The following is a 24,183-nucleotide window of genomic DNA, read 5'->3' on the forward strand; positions in this document are numbered from 1 at the left end:
TGCGCCGCGTACGGATGGGTGTATGCCCGTAACTTCCGCGCCTGGCGCCGTCAGGTGCGCGAGCCGCAGGCGGAGGCCGGGTGAGCAGTAACGGAGTGCCGGTCGGGCAGCTGCTGGACTCCCTGGGTGTCCGCGCCCACTTGGAGGACGGCGACCTGGTGGCCGACGCCCTGGTGCTGCTGAAGGTCATCAAAGCCGACGGCGGTGTCGGCCTGTTCAAGGCCCGCTCGGAGTCCCTGGACTGGATCACTGCGCTCGGGATGCTGACGGCCGCGCAGGAGATCGAGAACAGCGGCTACGCCGACGACGTCGACGAGGATGAGGAGGACGGGTGACGCACAGGCTTGGCGGCCACACGGTGACCGTCGTCCGCCCGCCCGGCAACGACTCCTTCGGGGACCCGCTGCCCGGCGACGGCGACGAGACCGAGGTACGGGGCGCGTTCATGCAGCCGGCCTCTACACGGGAACGCACCGACGACCGGGACACCGTCGTCTCCGACTGGAAGTGCTTCCTGCCGCCCACGGCGGACATCCGCGCCACCGACCGGATCCGGTGGCGCGATCACGAGTACGAGGTCGACGGCGCCCCGGAACCCTACGACGACCTGCGGGGCACCACCCGCCACATCGAGGTACAGCTGCGCCGCGTCACCGGCTGACCCGACCTGGACAGGAGGTGAGCTGGTGGCGGACCTTGCCCCGTACCCCGACATCGAGGACCTCCTCGTCCAGGCCCTCGCCGACCTCACCAGCACGGGCACCGTCTACCCACCCGACCTCGAGGCCCAGCTGCCGTTCACCCGGGTGCGCCGTGTCGGCGGTGGTGACGACCGGCGCACCGACACCGCGCTCGTCGAAGTGGAGACCGCGGCCGCCACCCGCGCGCAGGCCTGGCAGGTGGCCCGGCAGGTGCAGCAGCGGCTCATCTCCGGCCCCTTCCACGCGCCTGGTGCCGGCGTGATGGACCGCGCGCAGACCGAGATCGGCCTGCGCGGCGTGCTCCACGACAACCCCGCCGTGCGGTGCGTGCTGGCCACCTACAGCGTCAGCGCCCGCCGCACGACCTGAACGACCCCAAGGCCCGCCCGCCTTCGGCCCCGCCTGTCTGCGGGGCTCTGCCCCATCGAGTCCCCGCACCAGCGAAGGAGAGACCGGTATGCCGGCCTGGGAGACGCTGAAGAATCACCAGAACGAGCTGATCAGGAAGCAGCTCGAAGGGTCGACGTTCATCGCGCCGATCACCTCGTCCGCGGTCAGCGCGCTGACCGGCCCGGACAAGTCGCTGCTCGCCCTGCCCTCGGGCTACAACGACCTCGGATGGATGTCGGACGACGGCGCGCAGTTCTCCAGCGACGTCAGCACGTCCGACGTCACGTCCTGGGGTGCGGTGGAGCCGACCCGCCGGGACGTCACCTCCGACGTCACCACGCTGCAGGTCAACCTGCAGGAGACCAACAAGCACACCCTCGGCCTCTACACGGGCGTGGACATGAGCGCGGTCGTGCCCGACCCCACCTCCGGCGAGGTCGCGATCTCCAAGCCCGACCGGCCCCCGCTGCGTTTCTGGCGGGTGCTGACGATCGGCGTGGACATGGGCGACGCCGGCGAGATCTACACCGCCCGCTTCCTCCCCCGCGCGTCCGTGAGCGACAAGTCCGACCAGGCCTTCAACAACGGCGACGACCCCACCGGCTACCCGGTCACCCTCACCGGCTACCTCGACTCCAGCCTCGGCTACTCCGAGCGGTTCTTCTTCGGCGGCCCGGGCTGGGAGGCCCTCCTCACCAAGATGGGCTTCTGATCGTCGTGGCGGCCGGAACAGCTCATGGGCGGGCGCCGGCCGCCACGACCCCCCACGCCCGCCCACCCCAGGTCAGGAGAGGAAAGGGATGGAACCCACCGAGTACGTCGCCCCCGGCGGGGCGCGGCAGATGGTCGCCACGCCGGTGGTCGCCGAGCGGCTCCGCGCGAACGGGTGGCGGCCCTTCGCCGAGCTCGCCGAGCTGGCGAAGACGGACGAGACGGCGCGCGAGCACCTGGAGACGGCCGTGGCCTACGCCGCCGAGCGGGAGGCCGAACAGACCGCCCGTGAGGACCGCTACGCGCCCCGCCGCGCGGCGATGCGGACGGCGCCGCCCCCGGAGCGGCACGACAGCGACGCAGCGGCGAGCGAGACGACGGCCGCCGAGACGGCGCCCGCCGGCAAGCGGCGCTCCGCGTCCCGCTCCTGAGCTGTCCAGAAAGGCCCGCCCATGCCGCTGGACCTGGATGCCATCGAGCGTGAAGGCGACCCCGACGCGGGCCCGTTCACAGTGACCGTGGCCGGCGCCCGCTACACCCTCGCCGACCCGGTCGGCCTGCCGTGGCGGGCGATCGCCCACCTGGGCAGCGACATCGAGCACGACGTGCACACCCTGTTCGGCGACCAGGCCGAGCAGTTCCGCCGGCACCCGATGCCGGTCTGGAAGCTGAACCGCCTGGTCGACGCGTGGAAAGAGCACTACGCCCTGGGGGGGAGCGTCCGCCTCGTCGCACTGCTCGAACGGTACGGCCAGGCGATCGAAGCCGACCTGGCGGACCGGCAGGTGGACCTCGCCCAGCTATGGTCTGAGCGGCGGTGGCGGCGCCTGCTCAACCTCGTCGACCAGCTGCCCACCGACAGCCGCACGCTGGTGGCGATGGCCGAGGACGAGGAGCTCACCGCGGCCCTGCCCGAACCGGAGCCCGGCCCCCCGCCCCCGCCGCCTCTGCGAACGTGGACGCCGGAGGTCGAGAAGCTCACGCTGATCGCCGACCGGCTCGGCGAGCTCATCACCGCGGTGCACAACACCGTCGCCAAACGGCCCGGCCGATCCCCGCGTCCGCTGCCGCGGCCAGAGACCGCCCGGGACCGGATCAAACGCCAGCGGCGCCGTGCCAAATACGAGCGTCTCAAGGCCCAGTTGGCGGCCGCGGCCGCCGAGGGCCGCCCGACCATGGCCGACGTCCAGGCCAGCACCGAACACACCGCTGGCCGCCTGAAGACAGGAGGAAGCCCGGCATGTTCATAGGTTTCCGGGTCGACCACAGAGGTCTGGCCGAAATCCTCAAAAGCGAGAGAGTCCGCGAAGCCATAGGTCAGGCCGCTGAGCGGGCCGCTACGAGCGCCCGCTCCCAACTGCCCTCCCGCGCCCGCGTCAGCGTCCAGCAACAGATCACCGACCGGCAACGCGCCACGGTCCTGGCTGCCGGCACCGGCAGCAACAACCACGCCGAACTCATCCGCGCGGCCCGGGCGGCCGGCCTGGAAGTCCACGAATACCCGCCGTCCCACTGAGGTCGGCCCAACCCTGAAAGGCCCGCCCATGTCCAACACCACCAGCAAGCCGGCCAGGCAGCGCCGCCGCCCGGACGACTCCCCGTTCGACTACAACCTCGACGCCGTCGAGCCCAAGCAGGAGCTCACGCCCTTCGTCGTCCAGTACCAGGGCAAGCGGTGGACGTTCTGCCACATGCAGGAACTCGACTGCTGGGACCTCCTCGAGGCCGCCCGTGACGGGCAAGTCGGCGCCATGCTCGGCGCGTTCAAGGCCGCGCTGGGCGACCAGTTCGACGCATTCCGCGCGCTGCACATGCCGCAGTACAAGCTCCAGCCGCTGTTCCGCGCCTGGCAGAGGCACTGCGGGATGAACGAGGACGGCACACCCATCAACGACCCCGACGACACCAGCGACTGACCCCGGCGGCCACGACCCCGCGGCCGCCACCCACCCCACCCCCTCTTGACGCGCCCGGCCGGTGACCTGGCGCCCGACCCGCACGCGAAGGGGGTGGGGTGCTGTGTCGTCCACCGTCGGTTACGGCGTCCTGCAGATCATGCCGTCGATGCGCGGCATCGACGCCGCGATCCGCCGGCAGCTCGGCACCCCCGCGGTCCGGCAGGCCGCTGCCGACGCCGGCCGCGACGCCGGCAGCAACTTCGCCTCCGGACTGGGCAAGACCGGCGCGGCGATGAAGGACACCGGCACCAAGCTGTCGACGTGGGTCACCGCGCCCGTCGCCGCGCTCGGCATCGGCGTGATCAAGACCGCCGGTGACTTCGAAGCCGGGATGAACAAGGTCAAGGCCGTCTCCGGCGCGACCGGCGGGGAGTTCACCCAGCTGCGCGACCTGGCCAAGGACCTCGGCGCCACGACCCGCTACTCGGCGACCGAGGCCGCCGACGGCATGAGCTTTTTGGCGATGACCGGGTTCAAGGCCAAGGACATCATGACGGCCCTGCCCGGCGTCCTGGACCTGGCGGCCGCCGGCAACATCGGCCTGGCCGAGGCCGCTGACATCGCCTCGAACATCCTGTCCGGCTACGGCATGCAGGCCGGCGAGATCGGGCGCGTCAACGACGCGCTCGCGAAGACCTTCACGAGCGCCAACGTCGACATGCTGATGCTCGGCGAGTCGATGAAGTACGTCGCGCCCGTCGCCTCCTCACTCCAGGTTGAGTTCGAGGAGACCACCGCGGCGATCGGGCTGCTCGGCAACGCCGGCATCCAGGGCAGCCAGGCCGGCACCACGCTCCGGATGGCCCTCGCGCGTCTGGCCAGCCCGCCGAAGGCAGCCGCTGCGGCACTCAAGGAACTCGGCATCGAGGTCAACGACTCCAAGGGCAAGATGCGGCCGCTGGTCGACATCATCGCCCAGCTGGAGAAAAAGGGTGCCAGCACCACCCAGATGATGAAGATCTTCGGCATCGAGGCAGGCCCGGGCATGCAGGCCATCGTCTCCCAAGGTTCCGACGCACTGCGCTCCCTCACGCAGGACCTGCGGGACTCCGGCGGCACGGCCCAGCACGTGGCCGCCGTCCAGATGGAAGGCTTCAACGGCGCCATCATCAACCTGAAGGCGGCGTTCGAGGCGCTGGCCATCGAGGTCGGCGACTCCGGAGTCCTGGACTGGGCCACCCAGTTCACCGACAAGATCACCGCCCTGGTCCGGCAGGTCGCGGCCGCCAACCCGCAACTGTTCAAGATCGGCGCAGCGGTCGCGCTCGTGGCCGCCCTGGTCGGCCCGCTGCTCGTCGGGCTCGGGTTCGCGATCTCCGGCATCGGCACCGCGCTGACGTTCCTGCTGTCCCCGGTCGGCGCGGTCATCGCCGGCGTCGCCCTGCTCGGCGCAGGCCTCGCCCTGGCCTACGCGACCAGCAAGCCGTTCCGTGACTTCGTCAACGACCTCGCGCAGCGTCTGCAGGCGGGGCTGGTGGCCGCGTTCGACGCGGTCAAGCAGGCCGTTGTCGAGCGGCTGCTGCCCGCCCTGCAGGGCATGTGGGACACCTTCACCAGCAAGGTGCTGCCCGTCGTCTCCGACCTCGCCGCGACCGTGCTGCCCAAGGTCCTGGACGTCTTCAAGAAACTCGGGGTGCTGCTCACGGGCACCGTGCTGCCCATCCTGATGGACGTCGGCGGCTTCCTGATGGCGTACGTCATCCCGCCCGTGCTGACGGTGGCGGGGTACGTCGGCGGGCTGCTGCTGGACGCGCTCGGCGGGGTCGTCAGCGTGGGCGCGTCCGTGCTGGGGTGGCTGCGGGACATGGGCGCCTGGCTCGCCCCCGTCGCCGTGGCGGTCGCCGGCCTCACCCTCGTCATGAACGCGCAGAAGATCAGCGTGGCTTTGACCACCGGGGTGTTCCGCGCGTACCGGGCGGTGATCCTGGCGTGGACCGGCGTGCAGCGGATCGCGACGGCCGTGCAGGCCGCCTACAACGCGGTGATGGCCGCCAACCCGATCGGCCTGGTCGTGATCGCCCTCGTCGCCCTGGTCGCGGCCATCGTCGTCGCCTACAAGAAGAGCGACACCTTCCGGAGCATCGTGCAGGCCTGCTGGGAGGGCATCAAGACCGCCGCCGCGTTCGTCTGGGACAAGGTCCTCAAGCCGATCTTCGACGCTTTCGTGGCCGCGCTGAAGGCGGTCGCGGACGCGGCGACGTGGCTGTGGAACGTGCTCTCGCCGGTGTTCGGCTTCATCGCGCAGGCGGCGAAGATCCTCGGGATCGTCCTGCTGGTCGTGGTGTTCGGGCCGATCATCGTCGGCGTCAAGGTGCTGGCGGCGGTCTTCACCTGGCTCTACGACGCCGTGATCAAGCCCGTGTTCAACGGGATCAAGGCTGTGATCGGGCTCTGGTGGACCGGGGTGAAGCTGTACTTCGCCGCGGTCCGCGACTACGTGATCGGCCCCCTCAGCAAGGCCTTCACCTGGATCTACAACAGCGTGATCAAGCCCGTGTTCAACGGGATCAAGGCTGTGATCGGGCTGTGGTGGACCGGGGTGAAGGCGTACTTCGCCGCGGTCCGCGACTACGTGATCGGCCCCCTCAGCAAGGCCTTCACCTGGCTGTACGACAACGTGATCAAGCCGGTGTGGAACGGGATCAAGTCCACGATCTCCACCGTCTGGAACAGCGGGATCAAGCCTGCGTTCGACGCGCTGAAGAAGGCGGTCGGGAAGGTCTCAGACGCCTTCAGCGACGCGAAGGACGGGATCGCCAAGGCCTGGGACAAGATCAAGGACGCCACCAAGGGCCCGATCAACTGGGTCATCCGCGTGGTGTGGAACGAGGGCATCGTCCCCACCTGGGAGAAGATCACCGGGTGGATCCCGGGCGTGCCCAAGCTCGGCAAGCTCAAGCTCCTTGCATCCGGCGGCACGATCGGCGCCGGGTTCGGGCAGCCGGCCACCCCGGGCATCTACAACCGGCCCACGGCGATCGTCGGCGAAGGACGGCCCCAGTACCCGGAGTTCGTCATCCCCACCGACCCCTCCTTCCGGGGCCGGGCGCTGGCGCTGTGGGAGGCGGCGGGCACGCAGCTCCTCGCCAAGGGCGGGATCATCGGCGACATCGCCGGCGGGCTGAAGAAGGCCGGCGGGAAGGCCCTCGGCGGCATCACCGGCGCCGCGGACTTCCTCACCGACCCGCTCGGCGCCGCCGCGAAGCTGCTGAACCCCTTCATCGACAAGGCCAAGGGCCACCTCGGCACCAGCGCATGGGGGAAGATGGCCGCCGGGATCCCCCAGGCGCTGATCAAGGGCCTGAAGGACACGGTGAAGAAGGCCGCCGACGAGCTGCTCGGCGGCGGTGGCGGTGCTGGGCCGGTCGGGTCCGGGGTGAAGCGGTGGTCGCCGCTCGTCTCCCAGGTCCTGTCCATGCTCGGCCTGCCCGCGTCCGCCCTGGGCGCGGTCCTCACCCGCATGAACATGGAGTCCGGCGGAAACCCCCGCGCGATCAACCTGTGGGACTCCAACGCGAAGGCGGGGATCCCGTCCAAGGGCCTGATGCAGGTCATCGACCCGACCTTCAACGCCTACGCCGGGCCGCTGAGGGCGCGTGGGATCTGGGACCCGCTCGCCAACATCTACGCGGGCCTGAACTACGCGCGGCACACCTACGGGTCCAACTGGATCAAGGTGATGACCCGTCCGGGCGGCTACGACTCCGGCGGGCTCCTCCCGCCGGGACTGAGCACCGTCTACAACGGCACCGGCCGGCCGGAGAAGGTGCTCACCGACCGGCAGTGGCAGGCCGTCATGGACGGCACCCGCGGCAACGACGGCCAGGTCAGCTACACGATCAACGCGCGCACGGCCGACTTCACCGTCCGCGACCTGGAGCTGCTGCAGCGCCGCCAGGACGCCCGAGCCAGGGTGGGGAGGCCACGCTAGATGCCCATCATCACCGCACCGGTCACCCCACCCGACACCGGAGAACCCGGCGGCGGTGGTGGTGGCGTCCCGATCCCGTTTCCCGAGATCGGGTTCGCCACCGCCACCTACACCGACCCTTCGGGGGTGGTGTGGCCGCTCACCGACACCGAGGCCGGATGGTTCACCCTCGCCGAGGGCGTCACCGGCCTGGACGCCGTCGAGTACGAGCTGACGACCGACGCGCAGCCGCGTGGCGGCGCCCGGCTGCGGCACGCCCAGGCGCAGCCACGGACGATCGTGTGGCCGCTGTACGTGTACGGCGACACCCACCTCGAGTTCGTCGAGCGATGGCGGGCGCTCGCCAGGGCGTTCACGCGTACGCTGCGGCCCGGGCCGGACGGGGTGCGGCCGCCGGGCATCCTGGAGATCTCCCGGCCGGACGGCAGCAGCCGGCGCATCAACGTCTTCTATCAGGAAGGGTTCGAGGGGCAGGGCAAGCAGGGCACGGGCATCAGCTCCGACGCGGCGGTGCTCACGCTGTGGTGCGAAGACCCGTACTGGATCGACCCCACCCCTATCGGGGTGCACCGCGAGACGGGCACGCTCTCCAGCTTCTTCGTTCCGTACCCGGCGGTGTCCAGCTCCCAGGTCCTCGGTGCCACCACCGTGGAGAACCCCAGCGACGTGACGGTGTGGCCGACCTGGAAGATCACAGGGCCCGCGTCACAGATCACCTTCACCATCACGCGGCAGACCAGCACCGGCCAGACCATGAGCGAATCGTTCACGCTCACCCCGGCCGCCGTCGGTCACGGCAACCTCCTGGCCGGAGAGCACGTCACCGTGTCCACCGACCCGCCCATGGTGCGCTTCCAGGACGGCGCCAACTGGATTGGGGCACTCAACTGGCCCGCCGCGGTGCTGTGGGGCCTCGAGCCAGGCGCCAACGAGATCACCTTCCAGCTGGACGGCTCCGGCCCCGGCTCGGCGGTGGACCTCGTCTTCTACCCCCGTTACGAGACCGCCTGACCCGGCCAGACGGAAAGGGGGTGGTGTGCGGGTGGCTGTGCAGCTACTGATCACCAACCGGAACCTGGTCGTACAGGGCGACCCTCTGGCCGGGTGGCGGGACCTGGACGCCGTGATCAAGTTCAACGAACCCGGCTCCGGCAGCGTGACGTTGACGGCGTATCCGGAGGTGATGGCGCAGCTGCAGCCCGGCAACCGGCTCGAGGTGATCCGCGACAACCGGTATTGGATGGGCGGGCCGATGGAGATCCCCACCGACTACACGTGGTCGATCTCCGACGAGGGTGAACCCGATCCCGGCCGCGTCACCATCAACTTCTCCGACGACCTGGCCGTGGTCGCCGGCTACATCACCTGGCCCACCCCGCCGGCCTCCTGGACAGCCCAGCCGAACGTGTGGCGGACGATCGGCCCCGACACCAGCGAGAACATCATCCGGCGGCTGGTGACCGAGAACTGCGGCCCCACGGCGCGGGCCGAGCGGCGCATCCCGAACTTCGTTCTCGACGCTCCAGTGGGGGCCGGTACAGCGACGAACGTGAGCACCCGGTTCGAGCCGCTGCTGGACACCTGCCGTCGCGTCGCCCTTGCCGGCGGCGGGATCGGGTTCCGCACCTGGCGGGACGGCGGGCAGATCAAGTTCGGCTGCTACTCACCCCGGGACAGGACCACCACCGCGCGGTTCAGCAAGGGCCTCGGAAACCTGCGCTACCTCGGTTTCAAACAGAGCGCACCGACCGTGACGCACGCTCTGGTCGCCGGCAGCGAACCCGAGGGCGGTGGTGTGGGCCGCACGTTCCGAGAGGTCGCCGATGCCGCCGCGGCCGCCACCTGGTGGCGGGTGGAGCGGTACGTCGACGGCTCGGAGGCCAACGACGACACCGGCGAGCTGACCAACGCGGGCAAGGTCGAACTCGCCGACGGCGCCGCCCCCATCGAACTGTCGACCATCACCATCGACACCCCCGACCTCAAGGCCGGCCGTGACTTCGGGCTCGGCGATCGGGTCACCGTGGCCCTGCCGAACGGTCTGCAGGCCACCGACCTGGTGCGGTCGATCCACCTGCAGGCCAGCCCCAACAGCGGCGAATACGTCTCGACACTGGTCGGCTCCTCGGCGGCCACGACCGACCCGCAGATGGTGCAGCTGATCCGCACCCTCAGCCGCCGCCTCGGCCGGCTCGAAACACGATAAGGAGGTGCGCGCGTGGCACAGGATTCCTGGCCGAGCCCGGCTCACAACTCCCGCGCGGTCACTGACACCGAGTACGAAAAGATCGCCGCGAGGTTCAGCGACGACGGCGTGTACGGCAGCCCGAGCGACGCCGCCGTCGTCTCCGCCGGCACTGGCCTGCAGGTCAACATCCGCGCCGATGTGTACGCGTCGCTGCGGGGGCACGCCTGGACCTCCGGCACGTCCACCGTGTCTCTGCCCGTCGGCGCCAACAGCAGCGGGCAGACGCGCACCGACCGCGTCGTGCTGCGGCTGGACCGCTCGACGTGGACCGTCCGCGCTGTGGTGAAGGCGGGCACCCCGGGCGGCAGCGCCCCCGCTCTGACGCAGCAGACCGGTGACACCGGCGTCTACGAGATCCCCCTCGCCCGGGTAGCCACCGCCAGCGGCGCCTCCGCGGTGTCCGTCACGCGCGAGGAGCTGTACGTAGGTGCCCGCGTGAGGACGTGCACCTCGACGACCCGCAACCCCAGCCCGGTGCGCGGTGAGATGTGCTTCGAGACCGACACCGGGCGGGTGCTGGTGTGGACCGGAACGGCATGGAAGATCGTTTACGAGGACAGCAGCGCGATCATCGTCGACGCCACCGTCTCCGGCTGGTCCAAGACAGCCGACTCGGTGATCGATTACCAGGCCGGGACCGTGCACTTCAGGCTGGGTAACTACACGCGGACGGGCGGCACCGTCGCCAGCTCCACAGACACCCGGCTGCCGGTCCTGATCCCGGCGGCCTACCGCCACAAGACACGAACGATCCGGGCGCTCGCCTACATCACCGGCGCGAAAATCGGCAGCGTCACGATCTACCCAGCAAACGACACATCGCGACCCGGACAGGTGTGGCTGACATCGCACCCGCAGATCGCAGCAGGCGATGCTGTCCTGCCGGGACAAGTCTCCTGGGTGGTGAGCTAACGATGGCACGGCACGAGTTCGGATCCGGCATCGCCGACTACGTCGTCACACCCGTGGACGGGCTGTGGACCGTGGGCGCCGGGGCCTTGGTCACGTTCTGGGACGCGCCGGTGGACGGCACGCAGTACACCGACCTGCAGGACATGGAGGGGTCGGCAATCTCCGAGGTGAAGGCCGACGACTACGGCGGCCTGCCCCGCTTCCTCGGCCCCCCGGATGATGTGACCGGGATGTGGGCGGACGCCGGCGGCGGCCGCCGGGTGTGGGTGGTAGCGCATCAGATCCCCACCGGCACCGGCACGGCCAAGCCCGTGCTGGACTGGCTGAGCGTCAAGGACTTCGGGGCGCAGGGCGACGGGAACACCGACGACACCGCCGCCGTGCAGGCCGCGGTCGACGCGGCCAGTGCGGCCGGAGGCAGGACGCTGTACATCCCGGCGGGCCGCTACATCCTCAACGGGCCCATCACCTGGGCCAGCGGCGTCAACGCGATCGGCGCGGGTGCGCGGGCGACGGTCCTGCAGTCGACGAACCAGAACAACGACTGCATCACCGGCACCGACATCAGCGACGTCACCCTGCAGGGCCTGCAACTGTCCGGCCCGGGCAGGGGCTTCGGCTCTGGTGTGCGCTTCACCCGCCTCAGCGCGCCGGCGATCACGGGCATCACCCTGCGCGACCTGCTCATCCAGTCCTTCGGTGGGGACGGCGTGTTCTGCCACCAGCTGGCGGGCAGCATCCTGCACCGCGTGCGGGTCCGTACCTGCGGCGGCACAGGGTTCCACCTGCAGGCCCCGCAGGACACCATCCTCGGCGGCGCCTCCACCTCCCTGATCGGCTGCACAGCCGAGGGCTGCGTGACCGGCGGGTTCTGGCTGGACGGCATGGCCTACACGGCTCTGGCCGCCTGCGCCGTGCAGCAGTCCCCGGCCGGGTACCGGCTGGACGGCTGCACCGGCGTGTCTCTCACCGGCTGCGGAGCCGAGCAGTGCACCACCGGCCTGACCGTGTACGGCGGCACCGGCAACACGGTCAACGGGTTCACGACGAAGGCCTCCGACGGCACGTCCGTCTGGCTCACGAGCTCGGCCAAGGGTGTGGTCCTGGCCGGCGTCAGCGAGGTGGCGCCCGGGCCCGGGGCGACCACATGCCTGCGCGCCGACGCCGGCACCATCGCCACGGTGCTCGGGCTGACCGCGGTGAAGACGAACGCCCTGTCCGGGACGGTGAACCGGCTCGATGCGGGCGACGGCTCCCTGGTCCTGGCCGGGAAGACGGTCGTCCCCAGCGGCGGCGGCGCCGCGCGGATGGGCACCGCGGTTCTGGCAGCCGGCACCGTCACCGTGAACACCACGGCGATTGCCACCGGCAGCGTGGTGCAGCTGACGGTCCAGACCCCGGGCGGCACGGTCGGCACCCCCTACGTCAACGCCCGCACCGCGGGCATCAGCTTCGTCATCAAGTCGACGTCCGCGAGCGACACCAGCACAGTCGGCTGGCGCATCCTCGACCCGTCCTGACCGGAGGAGGCCTTCCGTGCCAGCAGCCATCGCGCCCCAGACCCTCATCGACCTCGGGCAGCAGGAAGCGGCCATCAAGTACCAGGAGGACCGCAGCGGAAGCACCTGGACCAACCTGACGAAGTACGCCAAGGAGACACCCGGCATGGCCGGGTACGACGGCCAGTCTTGGTGCGTGATCTTCCTGCTCTGGCTCGCCCACCGGGCCGGAGACGTCAGCATCATGCCGCAGACCCCGGCCTGCGCCACGGCCATCACCACCTACCAGAGCTGGGGACGGTGGAGCTGGTACCCGGCCCTCGGCGCGCAGGTCATGCTCGGGGCCAACGGGCACGAGCACACCGGCCTCGTCTACCAGTACGACGCCACTCGGATCTGGACCATCGAGGGCAACACGAACACGACCGGGTCGTCCGAGGGCGACGGTGTCTACCTGCGGGTACGCGACCGTGCCGACGCCAAGACGTTCGGGTACGGGTACCCCCGGTACTGCTCGCCGATGGTGACCGCAGACCCGAACTGGAAGGACGACAGCAGCCTGATCAAGACGTCGTCCGGGGCGGCCGCCGCCTACGCCCCCTACCCGGGCGCCGACTTTTTCAAGATCGGCCGCACCTCCCCCCTGGTCCTCGCGGCCGGCAAGCGCCTCGCGGCCGTCGGCGCAGGGTCCTACGCCTTCGGCCCGAGCGCCGACATCGGCCAGACCGACCTCAACTTCTTCGGCACCTGGCACACCATGTGCGGATCCCCGGGCGGCGCCTACACCGGCATCCCCAACGAAACGATCTGGCGCCTGCTGCAGGTACCCCACAGCCACTGACCAGAGCCCCGCACCACCCCAGCCCCGCGCCACCCCGGCCGCGGGGCTTTCTCACGCCCTGCAGGAGGACCTCATGGAATTGGTGACCCGCGCCGGCTGGGGCGCACGCCCATCCCGGTACGACCTCGTCTACATCGCCTCCACCTTGGGGGTGAAGATCCACTACGAGGGCGCGTACGTGCCCAAGAGCCTGGCCGACCCGGGCGCGCACGGCTCCTGCGCCGGACACATGCGGGACATCCAGGCCAGCCACCTCGCCAACCGCGTCGAGGACTACTCCGACATCGCGTACAACGCAGCCGTGTGCCCGCACGGCGCGGTGTTCGAGGGCCGCGGCCTGCACCGCAAGACCGGCGCCAACGGCAGCCAGACTCTCAACACTGACGACTACGCGGTACTCGCGATGCTCGGCAGCTCCGGCCTGGTCATCCCGACCGACCCGATGCTGGACGGCCTGGTCGACGCCATCGGCTGGCTCCGCACCGGCGGCAGCGCCGGCAAGAGGGTGCTCGGCCACCGCGACGGCAAGGCCACCGCGTGCCCGGGGGACCCGCTGTACGCCTGGGTGCAGGCCGGCGCGCGCCGGCCGGACGGCACGGCGCCGCAGGGCGGCACCAGCACCCCCGTGCCGAGTGCCGGCGGGATCGCCCGCTACCAGGTCACCATCAACGGCCTGACGTACGGCTTCGGAGCGAAGGGCCCGCATGTCGCCGAGGTCGGCAAGGCTCTCGTGAAGGCAGGGTTCGGCCGCCACTACCAGGTGGGTCCGGACGAGACCTGGACCGACGCGGACACGAGGAACTTCTCCGACTTCCAGCTGTCGCTCGGCTTCAAGGGGACGGCGCCGCATCAGGATGCCGACGGTGTCCCGGGCCCGGTCAGCCTGCAGCGTCTCCTCGGCCACCTGCCCGGCAAGACGGTGAAGGCCTCCGTCGTCCCGCCGTTCCCCGGCCGCAGCGCGTTCGCCCTCGGCCGGTCCAACCCGGCCGTCACGGTGCTGGATCACGGGCTCGTCCGCAAGGGATACGCCCACCACCACGCCGGCGCCAAGTACCAGCCCGGACCGCTGTTCACCGAGTACACGAGGAAGAACGTCGCCGACTTCCAGCGCGCGACGCCCGCCCTCGCCGGCGACCCGGACGGCTACCCCGGCCCGCTCACCTGGCAGCTGCTGCTCTCCTGAAAGGAGCACCACCCATGCCGAACTTCTTCGTCAGCGCCATGCGGACCCTCGTCCCGTACGGCGTTGCCCTGATCCTGTCCCTGACCGGCCGCCTCGGTATCCCCGTCGACAGCGAGCAGGCCGCCCTCGCCGTCGGCTTCGGCCTGGCGGCCGCGTACTACCTCGCGCTCCGCGGGCTCGAGGCCCTCGCCGAGCGGCTCCGCTGGCGGCCGCTGCAACTGCTCGCCGGCGTCCTCCTCGGCTGGGCGAGGCCGCCGCAGTACCCGGTCACCGGCAGCACTCTGACCCAGGTCACCGACACCCCGGCCCGTACCGGCTCCTGACCGTAACCGTCTGTTAGGGGGAAGCCGCTGGTGACCGAGCTGCTCGGATTCCGGCCCGCCGACATTGGGGCCGCGGCCCTCGTCGGGCTCATCGTCCTGCTGATCCTGCGCGGCCATCTCGTGCCGCGCCGCGTGCTCGAGGACCGCCTCGCGGACAAAGACCGCCAGCTCGAGGACGTCCGCGCCGAGCGCGACACCTGGCGCGAGGCACACGCCGTCTCCGAGGAGGCCCGGCGCGAGGCACAGGACCAGGCGGGCGAGTTGCTCGAGCTGTCCCGGACAGCCGGGTATTTCTTCGCCTCCCTGCCCCAGGCTGGCAGGGAGGTGAGAGCCAGTGCTGACACGGATCCGGCACCTGCTACGCCGCCGTGACGAGTGCGGGGAGCGTCCAGTGACCGAGGGGCAGCGCGCGGCGACCGCCGCGCTGGACCGTGCCGAGACCGCCCGGGCGCGGGTGCGTGCGCAGCAAAGCGCGGTGCGGGCCGAGGCGGCGGGATGGCGTGAGCGGCGCGAGCGTAACCACCTCGCTGAGATGGTCCGAACGATTGTGCTGGGGGGTGAGGGGAGATGACACCTTCGCAGGTGATGAACGCCGGCGTCTCGGGGCTGGTCGCGGTGCTCGCCGCGGTGTTCCTGTGGACGTACACCCGGCGAGCCCGATGGGAGCAGAGCGGGATGGGTCAGTACTTCGTCGCCGCGGTCGCCACCATTGGGCTGCTGGGCACCTACACGGTGGTCATCACCCTGGTCGGCGTGGACGGCACGGCGGCGAGCGTGCTGCGGATCGTCCGTTCCGGGCTGCTGCTGACGGTGGCCGGCCTGCTGCTGCAGGCCACGCTCGCCGTACGCCGCGCGTACCCGCGCAAGCGGCCGAAGCGGCTGCCCCCGGTGTGATCAGACTGCGGCCCCGTCCTCCTTCGGGAGGGCGGGGCCGCTTCGTCATGCCCGGTGCCGAGTGATGACGGCTCAGAACCCTCACACGAAAAAGGTCTCGCCCCATACCCTGGCAGTGCGACCTGTACAGAGAGGGGCGAGACCGTGCCATCTGATGCTACCCCGGACCCGTACGCCGACCCGCTGGTCTTCGGCCAACGAATGCAGATCTACCGGCAGCGCCGCGGGATGAGCCGGCCCGTCCTTGCCGGCCTCCTGGGCAAGTCCCCCTCGTGGGTGAAGCAAGTCGAGAGCGGCCAGATCCAACCGCCAAAGCTGCCCATGATCCTGCGCATTGCAGAACTCCTCCGCGTGCGCGACCTCGCTGACCTGACTGGTGATCAGAGCATGCACATAGACCTCTTCGTCGGGCCGGGCCACCCGCGGCTGGTCAGCGTCCGGGCTGCCGTCGATGCGTTCCCCTTCCCTTCGGACCGTGAAGCTCCGTCAGCGCAGCATCTGCGGCACCGCCTGGACCGGGCGTGGGCAGCACGCCATGAGGCACCGAACCACCGCGAGGTCATCGGCGCACTGCTGCCGGACCTGATCCGTGACGCACAGCTGGCCGTCCGCCAGGCCGAGACCGCACCCGGGCGACGCTCAGCGCAGGCAGTCCTCTCCGAGGTCTACAGCCTCAGCCAGTTCTTCGTCGCCTACCAGCCCGACGCCGCTCTGCTCTGGAGAGTCGCCGAGCGCGGCATGGTCGCCGCCCAGGACAGCGAGGACCCGCACGCCATCGGCGTGGCCGCGTGGCTGACCGCGCAGGCCCACCGAGACACGGGGCCAGGGCACTTCGACACCGCCGACGCCGTGACCATGGAGGCGCTGCGCTACCTCGAGCCGCAGTTGCCCGACGCCAGCGACGACGTCCTGGCGATCGCCGGAGCCCTTCAGTTCGAGGCCGGCTACACCGCAGCCCGCCGCGGCGAGAGCGGCACGGCGTGGGGCTGGTGGGACAAGGCAGAGAAGACCGCCCGCAAGCTGCCCGCTGACTACTACCACCCGGTCACGTCGTTCTCGCGCGCCATCATGGGCGCCCACGCTGTCACGGTCGCCGTCGAGCTGCACCAGGGCGGCGAGTCCGTCCGGCAGGCCGCCCGCGCAGACAAGACCGTCATCAAGTCCCGGCCACGCAGGGCCCGGCACCGCATCGAGGAAGCCCGCGGCTACCAGCTCGACGGGCAACCGGACACCGCGCTCGCCACTTTGGACAAGGCGTTCGAGGCCGCACCGGAGACGATCAAGTACAACGGGTACGCCCGGCGGATCGTGCTGGAGGAGACCGAAACGAAACAGCCCGAGCGGCGCCGGCGCGCGTCGGAACTCGCGGTGAAGCTGGGGCTGCTGGCCTCCTGACCTATGGGGCAGGATTCCTGCCCCATCCCCTAGCGCGGCGCCTCTACGGTCACCTGTGTGAGACAGATCACCATGATCGTGGAGGCGTGAGGATGACTACCGACGACAGCCAGCGCGCCCTTCGGCCCGTCGAACCACAGCCCGGGGTGCTCGTCCACCCAGCCTCGGACCGTCGGCTCGCCGCCGAGCACTGGCTGCTGTCCACTCACCCCAGGCCCAAGCAGGCGCGGGCAGAGTGGGCCGAGCACGGAGTGGCGTTACTGCCCCTGGGCACTCTGTTCTCCGCCGTGCGGATCCCTGGCGCCCTGGTCCAGGCCCTCGCTGCCACCACGGAGGCCAGCGAGGTCGACGGCTTCCTCGAGGACGCCCTCAACGGCGGCCCGGTCATCTGCAGCCCGCGCGGCCTCCGCTACTACGCCCTGGTCCCGGCCAGCATGCCCTCGACCTGGCGTGAGGCAGCGGACGACTGGCGCGTCCAGGACGTCGACTGCCTCGGCCGCGGCACGTACCTCGGCGTGCCCCGGCTGGACGTAGTGGAGTTCAGGGGATACGCGGCCGGCTCGTACTGGTCGGTGCCGATGCCTTCGGCTGCGATGCTGTGCCAGCCGCTCACGGTCGCCCGGCTGATCGCCGCCGGCGCGCACCAACTGGCCGAAGCGGCGGAGCCGGACCAGACCCGGTGGCGGAGCGAACTCTTGACCGCGCCCCGGGCCGTCGAGTCATGAAAGGCGTCCTCGGACTCCTCGTGTATGTGGTGGCCGTGACCGGCCCGGTCCTTGCTCTGGTGTTGGCGCAGGCCCCGAGCTGATGCCCCACTCTGGCGGCCGCGGGGTCAGGGTCGCATCCCTGGGCAGGTCGAACCCGGCCACGCAGCGTGTTTGGAAGGCCACGTTCCGATGGGTCATCGTGGCCCTTCCGCGGGCCGCACAGGCGACCCAACCTTCAGGAGGCAGTACATGAAGCGACTCATCGCCCGCGTGTGGCGGGCTATCCGCGGCCCAATGCAGTGGCGGATCCTCTGGCTCGCCCACAGCAAATACATGATCGGCGTGACCGGCATCGTCCGCGACGACGCCGGCCGCGTCCTCGTCCTTCGCCACCGCATGTGGCCGGCTCACCAGCAGTGGGGACTCCCCACCGGCTATGCGGCCAAGGGCGAGGAGCTCGCCCAAACGGTGGTGCGTGAGGTGCGCGAGGAGACCGGCCTGGAGGTCAAGGCCGGCCGCCTGGTGCACCTGAAGAGCGGCTACAAGCTGCGCGTCGAAGTCGCCTACGAAGCCCGACTCGTCGGCGACGCCACACCCCGCATCGACTCCTTCGAGATCCTGGAGGCCAGATGGGTAACACCCGACAGCCTGCCGCATGGGATGCAGGACTCCCACCGGCAGCTCATCACCGGCTCGACACCGGCATGATCCGCCTCGCGCCGCACGAAACCCTCGTCGGCGACTGCGCCGCGGTCGCCGAGGCTCTCGCCGCGTGGCGCACTGACCCGACGACGCTGGCCGCAGCCCACCCGGACTACACCTTCAGGAGCCTGGCGGAGCGGCTCGACCGGTGGCGGGCGGCGGGCATCGATACGGCGCCGTTCCACAGTGGCCTGTACCTCGCCCGCAACCGGTACGCCGAGCTCGGCCTGCGGCACATGCTGCCGTTGGACCGGGTCCTCGTCGGCGCCGAGTCGACCCGAGGCGGCGCGTGGGGTGGATTCCACCACCCGAATCAGGGCTATCGGCACCTGCAGATGGCGGCCCTGATCACCATGTACGGGCCGATGCAGCAGGACACGCCCGCGAATCCCGGGCTGGCCATGCTCGACCTGGTGCGGGCGTACGCGCACGACTGCCTGCACTACGGCTCCGCCCGCCGCTACGTCCTCGCCGGCGGCCAGGTGGTGCGTACCCAGTACGGCATCAACTGGCGCCGCGTCAACGGCCGCAGCTACTCGTCGTCGGACCCGCAGGACTCCCCCCACACCCGCAACTTGGGCATCGTGATGGAGGGCGCGTGCGACCGGGAGGCCCGGCGCCTGACGCGGCAGGTCGCCGACCTGTACAACATCGCCGCCCCCGACAGCCCCGACGACCCCGGCTGGTGGGCGTACCGCGACGTCACCGGCCAGCTCGACGACGGCGAGCCGCCGGCGATCGGTGGCGAGGCGGGCGCATACGTGGCGTCGATGGGCCGCTATGAGCGCAGCGTGAATCGCCGGTACGCAGTATGGCTGGCCGAGTTCAGCGCGGGGGAGGTGGAGCGCCTGCACGACCTGGTGCTCACTGCCACGATCGGCGGCGACAGCAGCAGCCTGTGCCACTGGCTCGACTCCCGCCNGGCCCGGGGACGTTCGCCAGCGCCTTCCAGGCTGACGGCTACATGGCGGCGCCGTCTCGGCAGACGGTCGTCTGATCGTATGGTGAAGCGGCTGCCTGGGTCACTGGGCGGCCGCTTCGCAGCCGGGTGATGGCTGTCGCCGCAGCCGCCGAGGAAGCCGGCCCCGCTCGTCCACACCCCGTGGTGGATGGGCGGGGCCCCTTACCCGCGGACGAGGTCGGCGATCGGAATGTCTAGCGCCTGAGCGATCAGTAAGAGGGACCCGTACGGCGGGTCGCTGGTGCCTCGTTCGATGCGCTGCAGCGTGCGTCGGTCGATACCGGTCATCTCCGCGAGAACCTCTTGCGTGAGGTTGGCGTGGAGCCGCAGGTCTCGAATGCGGTCTCCCAGCTCACGGCGTCGGTCATAGATCCAGTCGGGGAGATCGCGGGGCACTCGACAACGCTGTGATCAGCGTGATCCCATGTCAGCGTCAGGGCAGTCGCATTTTTTGATCTTGACACCCTTGAGACGACCGCCTGCCCGCCGAGCACCCCCGGCGGGCAGGCGGTCTTTCCATGCCTGGCCTGCGGCTTAGCCGTGGGAGACGTGGGAGAATCCATGGGAGATGATCATGCAGCGTTGTTGCACGGCACTGCGAGATGCTGCGAGGTACTGCGAGATGCTGGCAGCGGGTACGTGCAGGTCAGCGGCATACACCCAGGTCAGCATCAGAGCGCCCAAGCGACCCAACCGATCGACAAGATCTTCTGGGAGACCAAGAAGGCCTGATCTTGGATCACGCCCGTTGACCTGCGGTTTCCTTGACCGCCTGGTCTTTCGGTCCGCACCCGGTCCGCAGGCCGCCGAGCACGGCGTCCATGACGGCCCGGGTGCGGTCTTCTTCGCCCGGCCACAGATGGGCGTAGATCCGCAGCGTGATGACGGCGGAAGCGTGGCCGAGGACCAGCTGGACCTGCTTGACGCTCGCCCCGCCGGCGATGAGCGCGGAGGCGAAGAAGTGCCGCAGGTCGTGGGTGACCATGTGCGGCAGCTCGACGGCCTTACGGCTTTCCCGCTCGGCGGCCCCATTCTCGGCTGCCTGGAGCGCCTTGCGAGCCTCGTTCCACTCGGTCTTCCACCGCCGGTAGTTGAGCGGCTCGCCCTCCTCCATCGTGAACAGCCACTCCCTGGAGGGGCGTGCGGCAAGATGCGCGAGGAGCGCGTCGGTGACGACCTCGCCGACCGGAACCGTACGCCGGGACTTGGCGGTCTTCGGCGGGCCGATCTTGCCGGACTGAAGCCGCTGCCGGCCGACCCGGATGGCGCCGGCCTTGAAGTCGGCGTCCGACACCTTCAGGCCGAGCAGTTCACCGATGCGCAGCCCTGATCCGGCGAGCGTGACGACGGCCGCGCGGATGTACGGCGGCATCACGCGGGCCATGGCCTCGACGTCCGCGCCTCCTCACAGTCCCCACTCATCGAGGCCGGAGTAGATCACTGCGATGCGGCCCCTGGGGAAGTCGAGTGACGTGGCCTCCCCGCTATAGAGGGCTACCAGCGAGTCGGGCCCTCTCCACCAGGTGTCTGCCAGGCCCATCACCTCGCGCACCGGCGCATAGCCGTTCAGCTCAATGCCATCGACGTCATCGCCGACGAGCTTGGTGACCTGTTTTGCCCACATGGATGCGTGGTGGGCCAAGGCGAGCGATTCCACCCAGCCCTCGATGGTTGCGTGGAGGGGTGCCCATCCATCTCCCTGGATACCGAACTCACCGGACGGACTGATCATGAATGAGTAGGGGACTGCGGTCCGCTGCATTCCGGCTTCGAACCACCACCCTGCGGAGTCTGCTTCGGGCGAGTCCGGATCGAGGTACTTGGGGCCTCCGTCGTACTGCGGTGCGGGGCCTTCCCCCGTGATGGTGGACACGCGTCTTTGATCACGCGGCGAGCGTGAGCTTAGCGGCGTGGTGTCGTCGTTCGTATTCGTTGGGGCTGAGGTGGCCGTTGGCGGAGTGCCGGCGGCGGGTGTTGTAGCGGGTCAGCCAGGCGAAGACCGTCCTTCTGCAGGTGGCGGCGTCGCCGTAGTCGTGGGCACCTTGGAGGGTCTCGCGTTTGAGGGAGGCGTGGAAGCTTTCGCAGGCCGCGTTGTCCGCGCTGGTGCCGATGGCGCCCATCGACCGGGTGACCCCGTGCTGGGCGCAGAGGTCGGCGAAGGCCCGGGAGCCGTATTGCGCTCCGTGGTCGGAGTGGAACACCGCCCCGTCCAGGCCGCCGCGGGTGCGGGCGGCCATGCGGAGGGCGTCGGTGACCAGGCCGGTGCGCATGTGGTCGGCGATGGACCAGCCGACGACCTTGCGGCTGAAGCAGTCCAGGACGGTCGCGAGATAGAGGAACTTTCCGCCGGCGAGGGGGAGGTAGGTGATGTCGCCCATGTATTTCAGGCCGGGTTCGCCTGCGGTGAAGTCCCGCTGGAACAGGTCCGGGATCAGCGTGGCGGCCGGGTCCGGGACGGTGGTGCGGACGCGTCTGCGCAGGCGGATGCCGGTGATGGAGAACGCCCGCATCACCCGGGCGACGCGTTTCTCGTTGACCGGCAGGCCCTTCTCCTTGAGCTCGGCGGTCACCCGTGGTGAGCCGTAGGCGCCGCCGGACTCGCCGTGGACCTCGCGGATCCGCTCGGCCAGGGCCCGGTCCCGGTGCCGGCGGGCCGCTCTGGCCGGCCGGCCGGAGAGCCACTTGTAGTAGCTGGACCTGTTGAGCTCCAGGACCTCGCAGAGCCGCTTCACCTCGTAGGTGGCCCGGTGGTCGTCGACGAACTGGAAGCGGCTCCTCACCAGTTCGTCTCCCCGGCGAAATACTTGGCCGCCTTGCGGAGTATGTCCCGCTCGGTCGCCAGCTTCCGCTCACTCGCCTCGAGCTCGGCCACCCGGGCCTCCAGCTGCCTGATCCGCCCGTCCGGATCGGCGGACGGTGGCGTCTGCCCGCTCCGGGCCGGCGTCTGCCCGGCCGGCGTGGGGGCAGAGGTGACGCCGCGGCGTTCGCGGTCCCGCAGCACCCACTCGCGCAGGGTGGCCCGGTTGATGCCCAGGTCGGCAGCGATGCTCTTGTACGTCGCCCCGGGTGTGGACTCGTACAGGGCCACGGCACCGGCCTTGAACTCGTCCGAGTAGTCCTTCATCGCCATCGGCGGTGGTCTCGCTTTCTCCGGATCAAGCAGATCCAGTATCAGCGTGTCCACCACTCAGGGGGAGGCTCCGCTCATCGAAGACCACTACGGCAGCATCGCCCGTTGGAGGCTCCCGGAGGAGGACGCAGGTACCGGCACCGAGCCCGCAACGAGATTTGCCACGCAGAATTGCTAGTACTGCAATTACCAGGACAGGCCCTCGCCACTCGCCCTCGGTCGGCGAGATCGGCCGCTTGATGACCACACCGCCTCCCTCAGGAGCATTCCCTCCCGATGACCGATCGCACCGCCCGCGTCCGCGAACTACACCTCTACCGCCAGTACTTCGAACTCGTCGCCGTGGGCACCAAAACCATCGAGGTGCGAGTCAAGTACCCGCACTTCGCCGACCTCGCCGTCGGCGACACCATCCGCTTCCGCATCAAGGACACCGACGAGACCTGCGACGTCCAGGTCCTCCGCGTCACCGAGTACCCCGATTTCGAAGCCCTCCTCGACGGCGAGGGCCCGTCCAACGTCAACCCGACCGCCACCCGCGAGCAGCAGCTCGCCAACATCCGCACGATCTACGGGCCCGAAAAGGAAGCCCTCGGCGTGCTCGCTATCGAGGTCACCCGCTCGGAGCCGCCGCGGGCATGACGCCGAGCACGAGGCAGGTCGCTACGGCCTCGGAGGTGCGGGCAGGTCGAGGCTTCGGGCGATCGCAGAGACGACAGGAGCTGCGTGGTCGGGTAGATGGCGATCGGTCCAGGAAGCGGCCAGTCGGAGGAAGTCGGTCAGGTCGCGTTCTGCGACGGCAAGCAGGTCCCGCAGATGGCTGAGGGGTAGCTCGATCACCGGGCTGTCGTCCTGCTCAGCATCAACGGTCAATCGCGCCGCAGTGCCGACGCGTTCGGCGAGCGGGGAGGGATCGTGTCCGAAGGAGGCCCAGCCGTCGCCATCGATGACCTCAAGCCAATCGCGTCGCTCCTCCAGCCCGTTGCAGCAGCCCGGAAGCAGGGTGATGCCGGTTGCAGTGTCGGTGACCCGCAGGCCACCAGCGGCAAAGAGGTGGTCCATGGTGAGCAGTCCGTGGAGGAAGCTCCCCAGCGGATCAGCGGGCCGTGGCGGGCGGCCGTCAACTTCCGGGTCGATGTCGTTGCACTCGGCGATGCGCATCACTGCCGTACCGACTTGCGCTGGCTTGAGGGCCCCGCTGAGCGGCAGGAAGCTGTTCGTCCCGCAGTCGGCGACCGGCCAGAGGTCGAAGCCGTCGGAAGCGTAGATTTCCAGGACGGGCTGCAGAACAATCACCTGCAGAGTGTGCGGCATACCCTCACGGTCGTGCACTCGCATTCGGCCCGACTTCTGATCATCGGCTAATCACGTCGCCGACCGGCGGCAGTCCGCACACAGTCCGCAGGACACCCGATCGGGACCGTCGCACCCCATCGCTACCCATCACCAAAAGGCCAGGTCAGCGACCTACATCCACCATCACCGCAGGTCACCGGCCCGCCCCGTTACTAGGAGACCAAGAAGGCCTGACCGCGGGCATCGTCCGCCGACCGGCGGTCGGTGGACCACCGCGGGCCGGTGAGGACGGTGCGGAGGGCCCGGCCGGTTGTCCGGCCGGGCCCTTCGCGCTGCGCCGGGACCCCCTTCCGTCCGCTCGTGCCATGCTGGCGGGATGACACTCGAGGACCTGGTACGGC

General features: G+C 70.0%; 27 protein-coding genes and 1 pseudogene. 23 read left to right on the forward strand and 5 right to left on the reverse strand.

Translation table 11 applies throughout. From position 1 onward, the window contains the following. Nucleotides 1-80 precede the first annotated feature (80 nt). The 22 genes from RH94_RS05505 to RH94_RS05610 all read left to right on the forward strand — a co-directional run bounded on the left by RH94_RS05505 (nt 81) and on the right by RH94_RS05610 (nt 18,401). On the forward strand, nt 81-335 hold the full coding sequence (locus RH94_RS05505; RefSeq protein WP_143203964.1) for a hypothetical protein: 255 nt from the start codon (nt 81-83) through the stop codon (nt 333-335). Beyond that, a complete protein-coding gene (locus RH94_RS05510; RefSeq protein ID WP_073946522.1) occupies nt 332-661 on the forward strand; it encodes a head-tail adaptor protein in 330 nt (109 codons plus the stop codon). Before RH94_RS05505 ends, RH94_RS05510 begins: the two co-directional genes overlap by 4 nt. A gap of 25 nt (nt 662-686) precedes the next feature. Beyond that, complete coding sequence (locus RH94_RS05515) at nt 687-1,070, forward strand: hypothetical protein (protein WP_073946523.1); 384 nt, start codon at nt 687-689, stop codon at nt 1,068-1,070. An 88-nt stretch (nt 1,071-1,158) separates the two neighbouring features. Beyond that, nucleotides 1,159-1,803 carry a phage tail tube protein gene (locus tag RH94_RS05520; RefSeq protein WP_073946524.1) on the forward strand — a complete coding sequence of 215 codons (645 nt, stop codon included), beginning with the start codon at nt 1,159-1,161 and terminating at the stop codon, nt 1,801-1,803. A gap of 88 nt (nt 1,804-1,891) precedes the next feature. Next, on the forward strand, nt 1,892-2,233 hold the full coding sequence (locus RH94_RS05525; RefSeq protein WP_073946525.1) for a hypothetical protein: 342 nt from the start codon (nt 1,892-1,894) through the stop codon (nt 2,231-2,233). A gap of 21 nt (nt 2,234-2,254) precedes the next feature. Next, on the forward strand, nt 2,255-3,052 hold the full coding sequence (locus RH94_RS05530) for a hypothetical protein (RefSeq protein ID WP_073946526.1): 798 nt from the start codon (nt 2,255-2,257) through the stop codon (nt 3,050-3,052). Further along, nucleotides 3,043-3,318, forward strand: coding sequence for a hypothetical protein (locus RH94_RS05535; protein WP_073946527.1), 276 nt, complete (start codon nt 3,043-3,045; stop codon nt 3,316-3,318). Before RH94_RS05530 ends, RH94_RS05535 begins: the two co-directional genes overlap by 10 nt. A gap of 28 nt (nt 3,319-3,346) precedes the next feature. Beyond that, a complete protein-coding gene (locus RH94_RS05540) occupies nt 3,347-3,718 on the forward strand; it encodes a hypothetical protein (RefSeq protein ID WP_073946528.1) in 372 nt (123 codons plus the stop codon). Nucleotides 3,719-3,821: 103 nt separating this feature from the next. After that, on the forward strand, nt 3,822-7,691 hold the full coding sequence (locus tag RH94_RS05545; RefSeq protein ID WP_073946529.1) for a phage tail tape measure protein: 3,870 nt from the start codon (nt 3,822-3,824) through the stop codon (nt 7,689-7,691). Continuing rightward, nucleotides 7,692-8,702 (forward strand): phage tail family protein, encoded by a 1,011-nt coding sequence (locus RH94_RS05550; RefSeq protein WP_073946530.1) that lies wholly within the window; start codon nt 7,692-7,694, stop codon nt 8,700-8,702. It abuts the gene before it with no gap. A gap of 31 nt (nt 8,703-8,733) precedes the next feature. Then, on the forward strand, nt 8,734-9,897 hold the full coding sequence (locus RH94_RS05555) for a siphovirus ReqiPepy6 Gp37-like family protein (protein ID WP_073946597.1): 1,164 nt from the start codon (nt 8,734-8,736) through the stop codon (nt 9,895-9,897). A gap of 12 nt (nt 9,898-9,909) precedes the next feature. Next, nucleotides 9,910-10,851 carry a hypothetical protein gene (locus RH94_RS05560; protein WP_073946531.1) on the forward strand — a complete coding sequence of 314 codons (942 nt, stop codon included), beginning with the start codon at nt 9,910-9,912 and terminating at the stop codon, nt 10,849-10,851. A 2-nt stretch (nt 10,852-10,853) separates the two neighbouring features. Then, on the forward strand, nt 10,854-12,371 hold the full coding sequence (locus RH94_RS05565; protein ID WP_073946532.1) for a glycosyl hydrolase family 28-related protein: 1,518 nt from the start codon (nt 10,854-10,856) through the stop codon (nt 12,369-12,371). Between the two features lie 16 nt (nt 12,372-12,387). Continuing rightward, nucleotides 12,388-13,191, forward strand: coding sequence for a hypothetical protein (locus RH94_RS05570; protein WP_073946533.1), 804 nt, complete (start codon nt 12,388-12,390; stop codon nt 13,189-13,191). 73 nt (nt 13,192-13,264) lie between these two features. After that, entirely contained in the window at nt 13,265-14,374 is a 1,110-nt protein-coding gene (locus RH94_RS05575; RefSeq protein ID WP_073946534.1) for a peptidoglycan-binding protein, read from the forward strand. Between the two features lie 14 nt (nt 14,375-14,388). Next, nucleotides 14,389-14,697, forward strand: a complete 309-nt coding sequence (locus RH94_RS05580) for a hypothetical protein (RefSeq protein WP_073946535.1) — start codon at nt 14,389-14,391, stop codon at nt 14,695-14,697. Nucleotides 14,698-14,727: 30 nt separating this feature from the next. Next, a complete protein-coding gene (locus RH94_RS05585) occupies nt 14,728-15,069 on the forward strand; it encodes a hypothetical protein (protein ID WP_073946536.1) in 342 nt (113 codons plus the stop codon). Nucleotides 15,070-15,088: 19 nt separating this feature from the next. Then, nucleotides 15,089-15,268, forward strand: a complete 180-nt coding sequence (locus tag RH94_RS46955; protein WP_073946537.1) for a DUF7620 family protein — start codon at nt 15,089-15,091, stop codon at nt 15,266-15,268. Further along, nucleotides 15,265-15,591 carry a putative phage holin gene (locus RH94_RS05595; RefSeq protein WP_073946538.1) on the forward strand — a complete coding sequence of 109 codons (327 nt, stop codon included), beginning with the start codon at nt 15,265-15,267 and terminating at the stop codon, nt 15,589-15,591. Before RH94_RS46955 ends, RH94_RS05595 begins: the two co-directional genes overlap by 4 nt. Before the next feature lie 144 nt (nt 15,592-15,735). Beyond that, nucleotides 15,736-16,986 carry a helix-turn-helix domain-containing protein gene (locus RH94_RS05600; RefSeq protein WP_199880872.1) on the forward strand — a complete coding sequence of 417 codons (1,251 nt, stop codon included), beginning with the start codon at nt 15,736-15,738 and terminating at the stop codon, nt 16,984-16,986. A gap of 92 nt (nt 16,987-17,078) precedes the next feature. Next, nucleotides 17,079-17,711 carry a hypothetical protein gene (locus tag RH94_RS05605; protein WP_073946598.1) on the forward strand — a complete coding sequence of 211 codons (633 nt, stop codon included), beginning with the start codon at nt 17,079-17,081 and terminating at the stop codon, nt 17,709-17,711. 231 nt (nt 17,712-17,942) lie between these two features. Then, the gene (locus RH94_RS05610) at nt 17,943-18,401 is read left to right on the forward strand and encodes an NUDIX domain-containing protein (RefSeq protein ID WP_073946540.1); all 459 of its coding nucleotides are present in this window, start codon (nt 17,943-17,945) and stop codon (nt 18,399-18,401) included. Between the two features lie 1,117 nt (nt 18,402-19,518). Here the strand turns inward: RH94_RS05610 and RH94_RS05620 are convergent. The 4 genes and pseudogenes from RH94_RS05620 to RH94_RS05635 all read right to left on the reverse strand — a co-directional run bounded on the left by RH94_RS05620 (nt 19,519) and on the right by RH94_RS05635 (nt 22,486). Then, complete coding sequence (locus RH94_RS05620) at nt 19,519-19,752, reverse strand: helix-turn-helix domain-containing protein (RefSeq protein ID WP_073946541.1); 234 nt, start codon at nt 19,750-19,752, stop codon at nt 19,519-19,521. 343 nt (nt 19,753-20,095) lie between these two features. After that, nucleotides 20,096-20,755, reverse strand: a pseudogene (locus RH94_RS05625) (site-specific integrase); the annotation flags it as partial. A 6-nt stretch (nt 20,756-20,761) separates the two neighbouring features. Then, nucleotides 20,762-21,229 (reverse strand): hypothetical protein, encoded by a 468-nt coding sequence (locus tag RH94_RS05630; protein ID WP_234425552.1) that lies wholly within the window; start codon nt 21,227-21,229, stop codon nt 20,762-20,764. A 10-nt stretch (nt 21,230-21,239) separates the two neighbouring features. Next, a protein-coding gene (locus tag RH94_RS05635; protein ID WP_267893339.1) for an IS3 family transposase occupies nt 21,240-22,486 on the reverse strand; the annotation gives its coding sequence in 2 pieces (ribosomal slippage) (nt 21,240-22,153 and nt 22,153-22,486; 1,248 coding nt in all). Nucleotides 22,487-22,762: 276 nt separating this feature from the next. Between RH94_RS05635 and RH94_RS05645 the strand changes: the two genes are divergently transcribed. Beyond that, complete coding sequence (locus tag RH94_RS05645; RefSeq protein ID WP_073946544.1) at nt 22,763-23,128, forward strand: ASCH domain-containing protein; 366 nt, start codon at nt 22,763-22,765, stop codon at nt 23,126-23,128. Nucleotides 23,129-23,149: 21 nt separating this feature from the next. Here RH94_RS05645 and RH94_RS05650 read toward each other — a convergent pair whose 3' ends face one another. Next, nucleotides 23,150-23,800 (reverse strand): hypothetical protein, encoded by a 651-nt coding sequence (locus tag RH94_RS05650; protein WP_073946545.1) that lies wholly within the window; start codon nt 23,798-23,800, stop codon nt 23,150-23,152. Nucleotides 23,801-24,183: the final 383 nt, after the last annotated feature.

The organism is Streptomyces kebangsaanensis, assembly GCF_001906585.1.
In the GTDB taxonomy this organism is placed as follows: domain Bacteria; phylum Actinomycetota; class Actinomycetes; order Streptomycetales; family Streptomycetaceae; genus Streptomyces; species Streptomyces kebangsaanensis.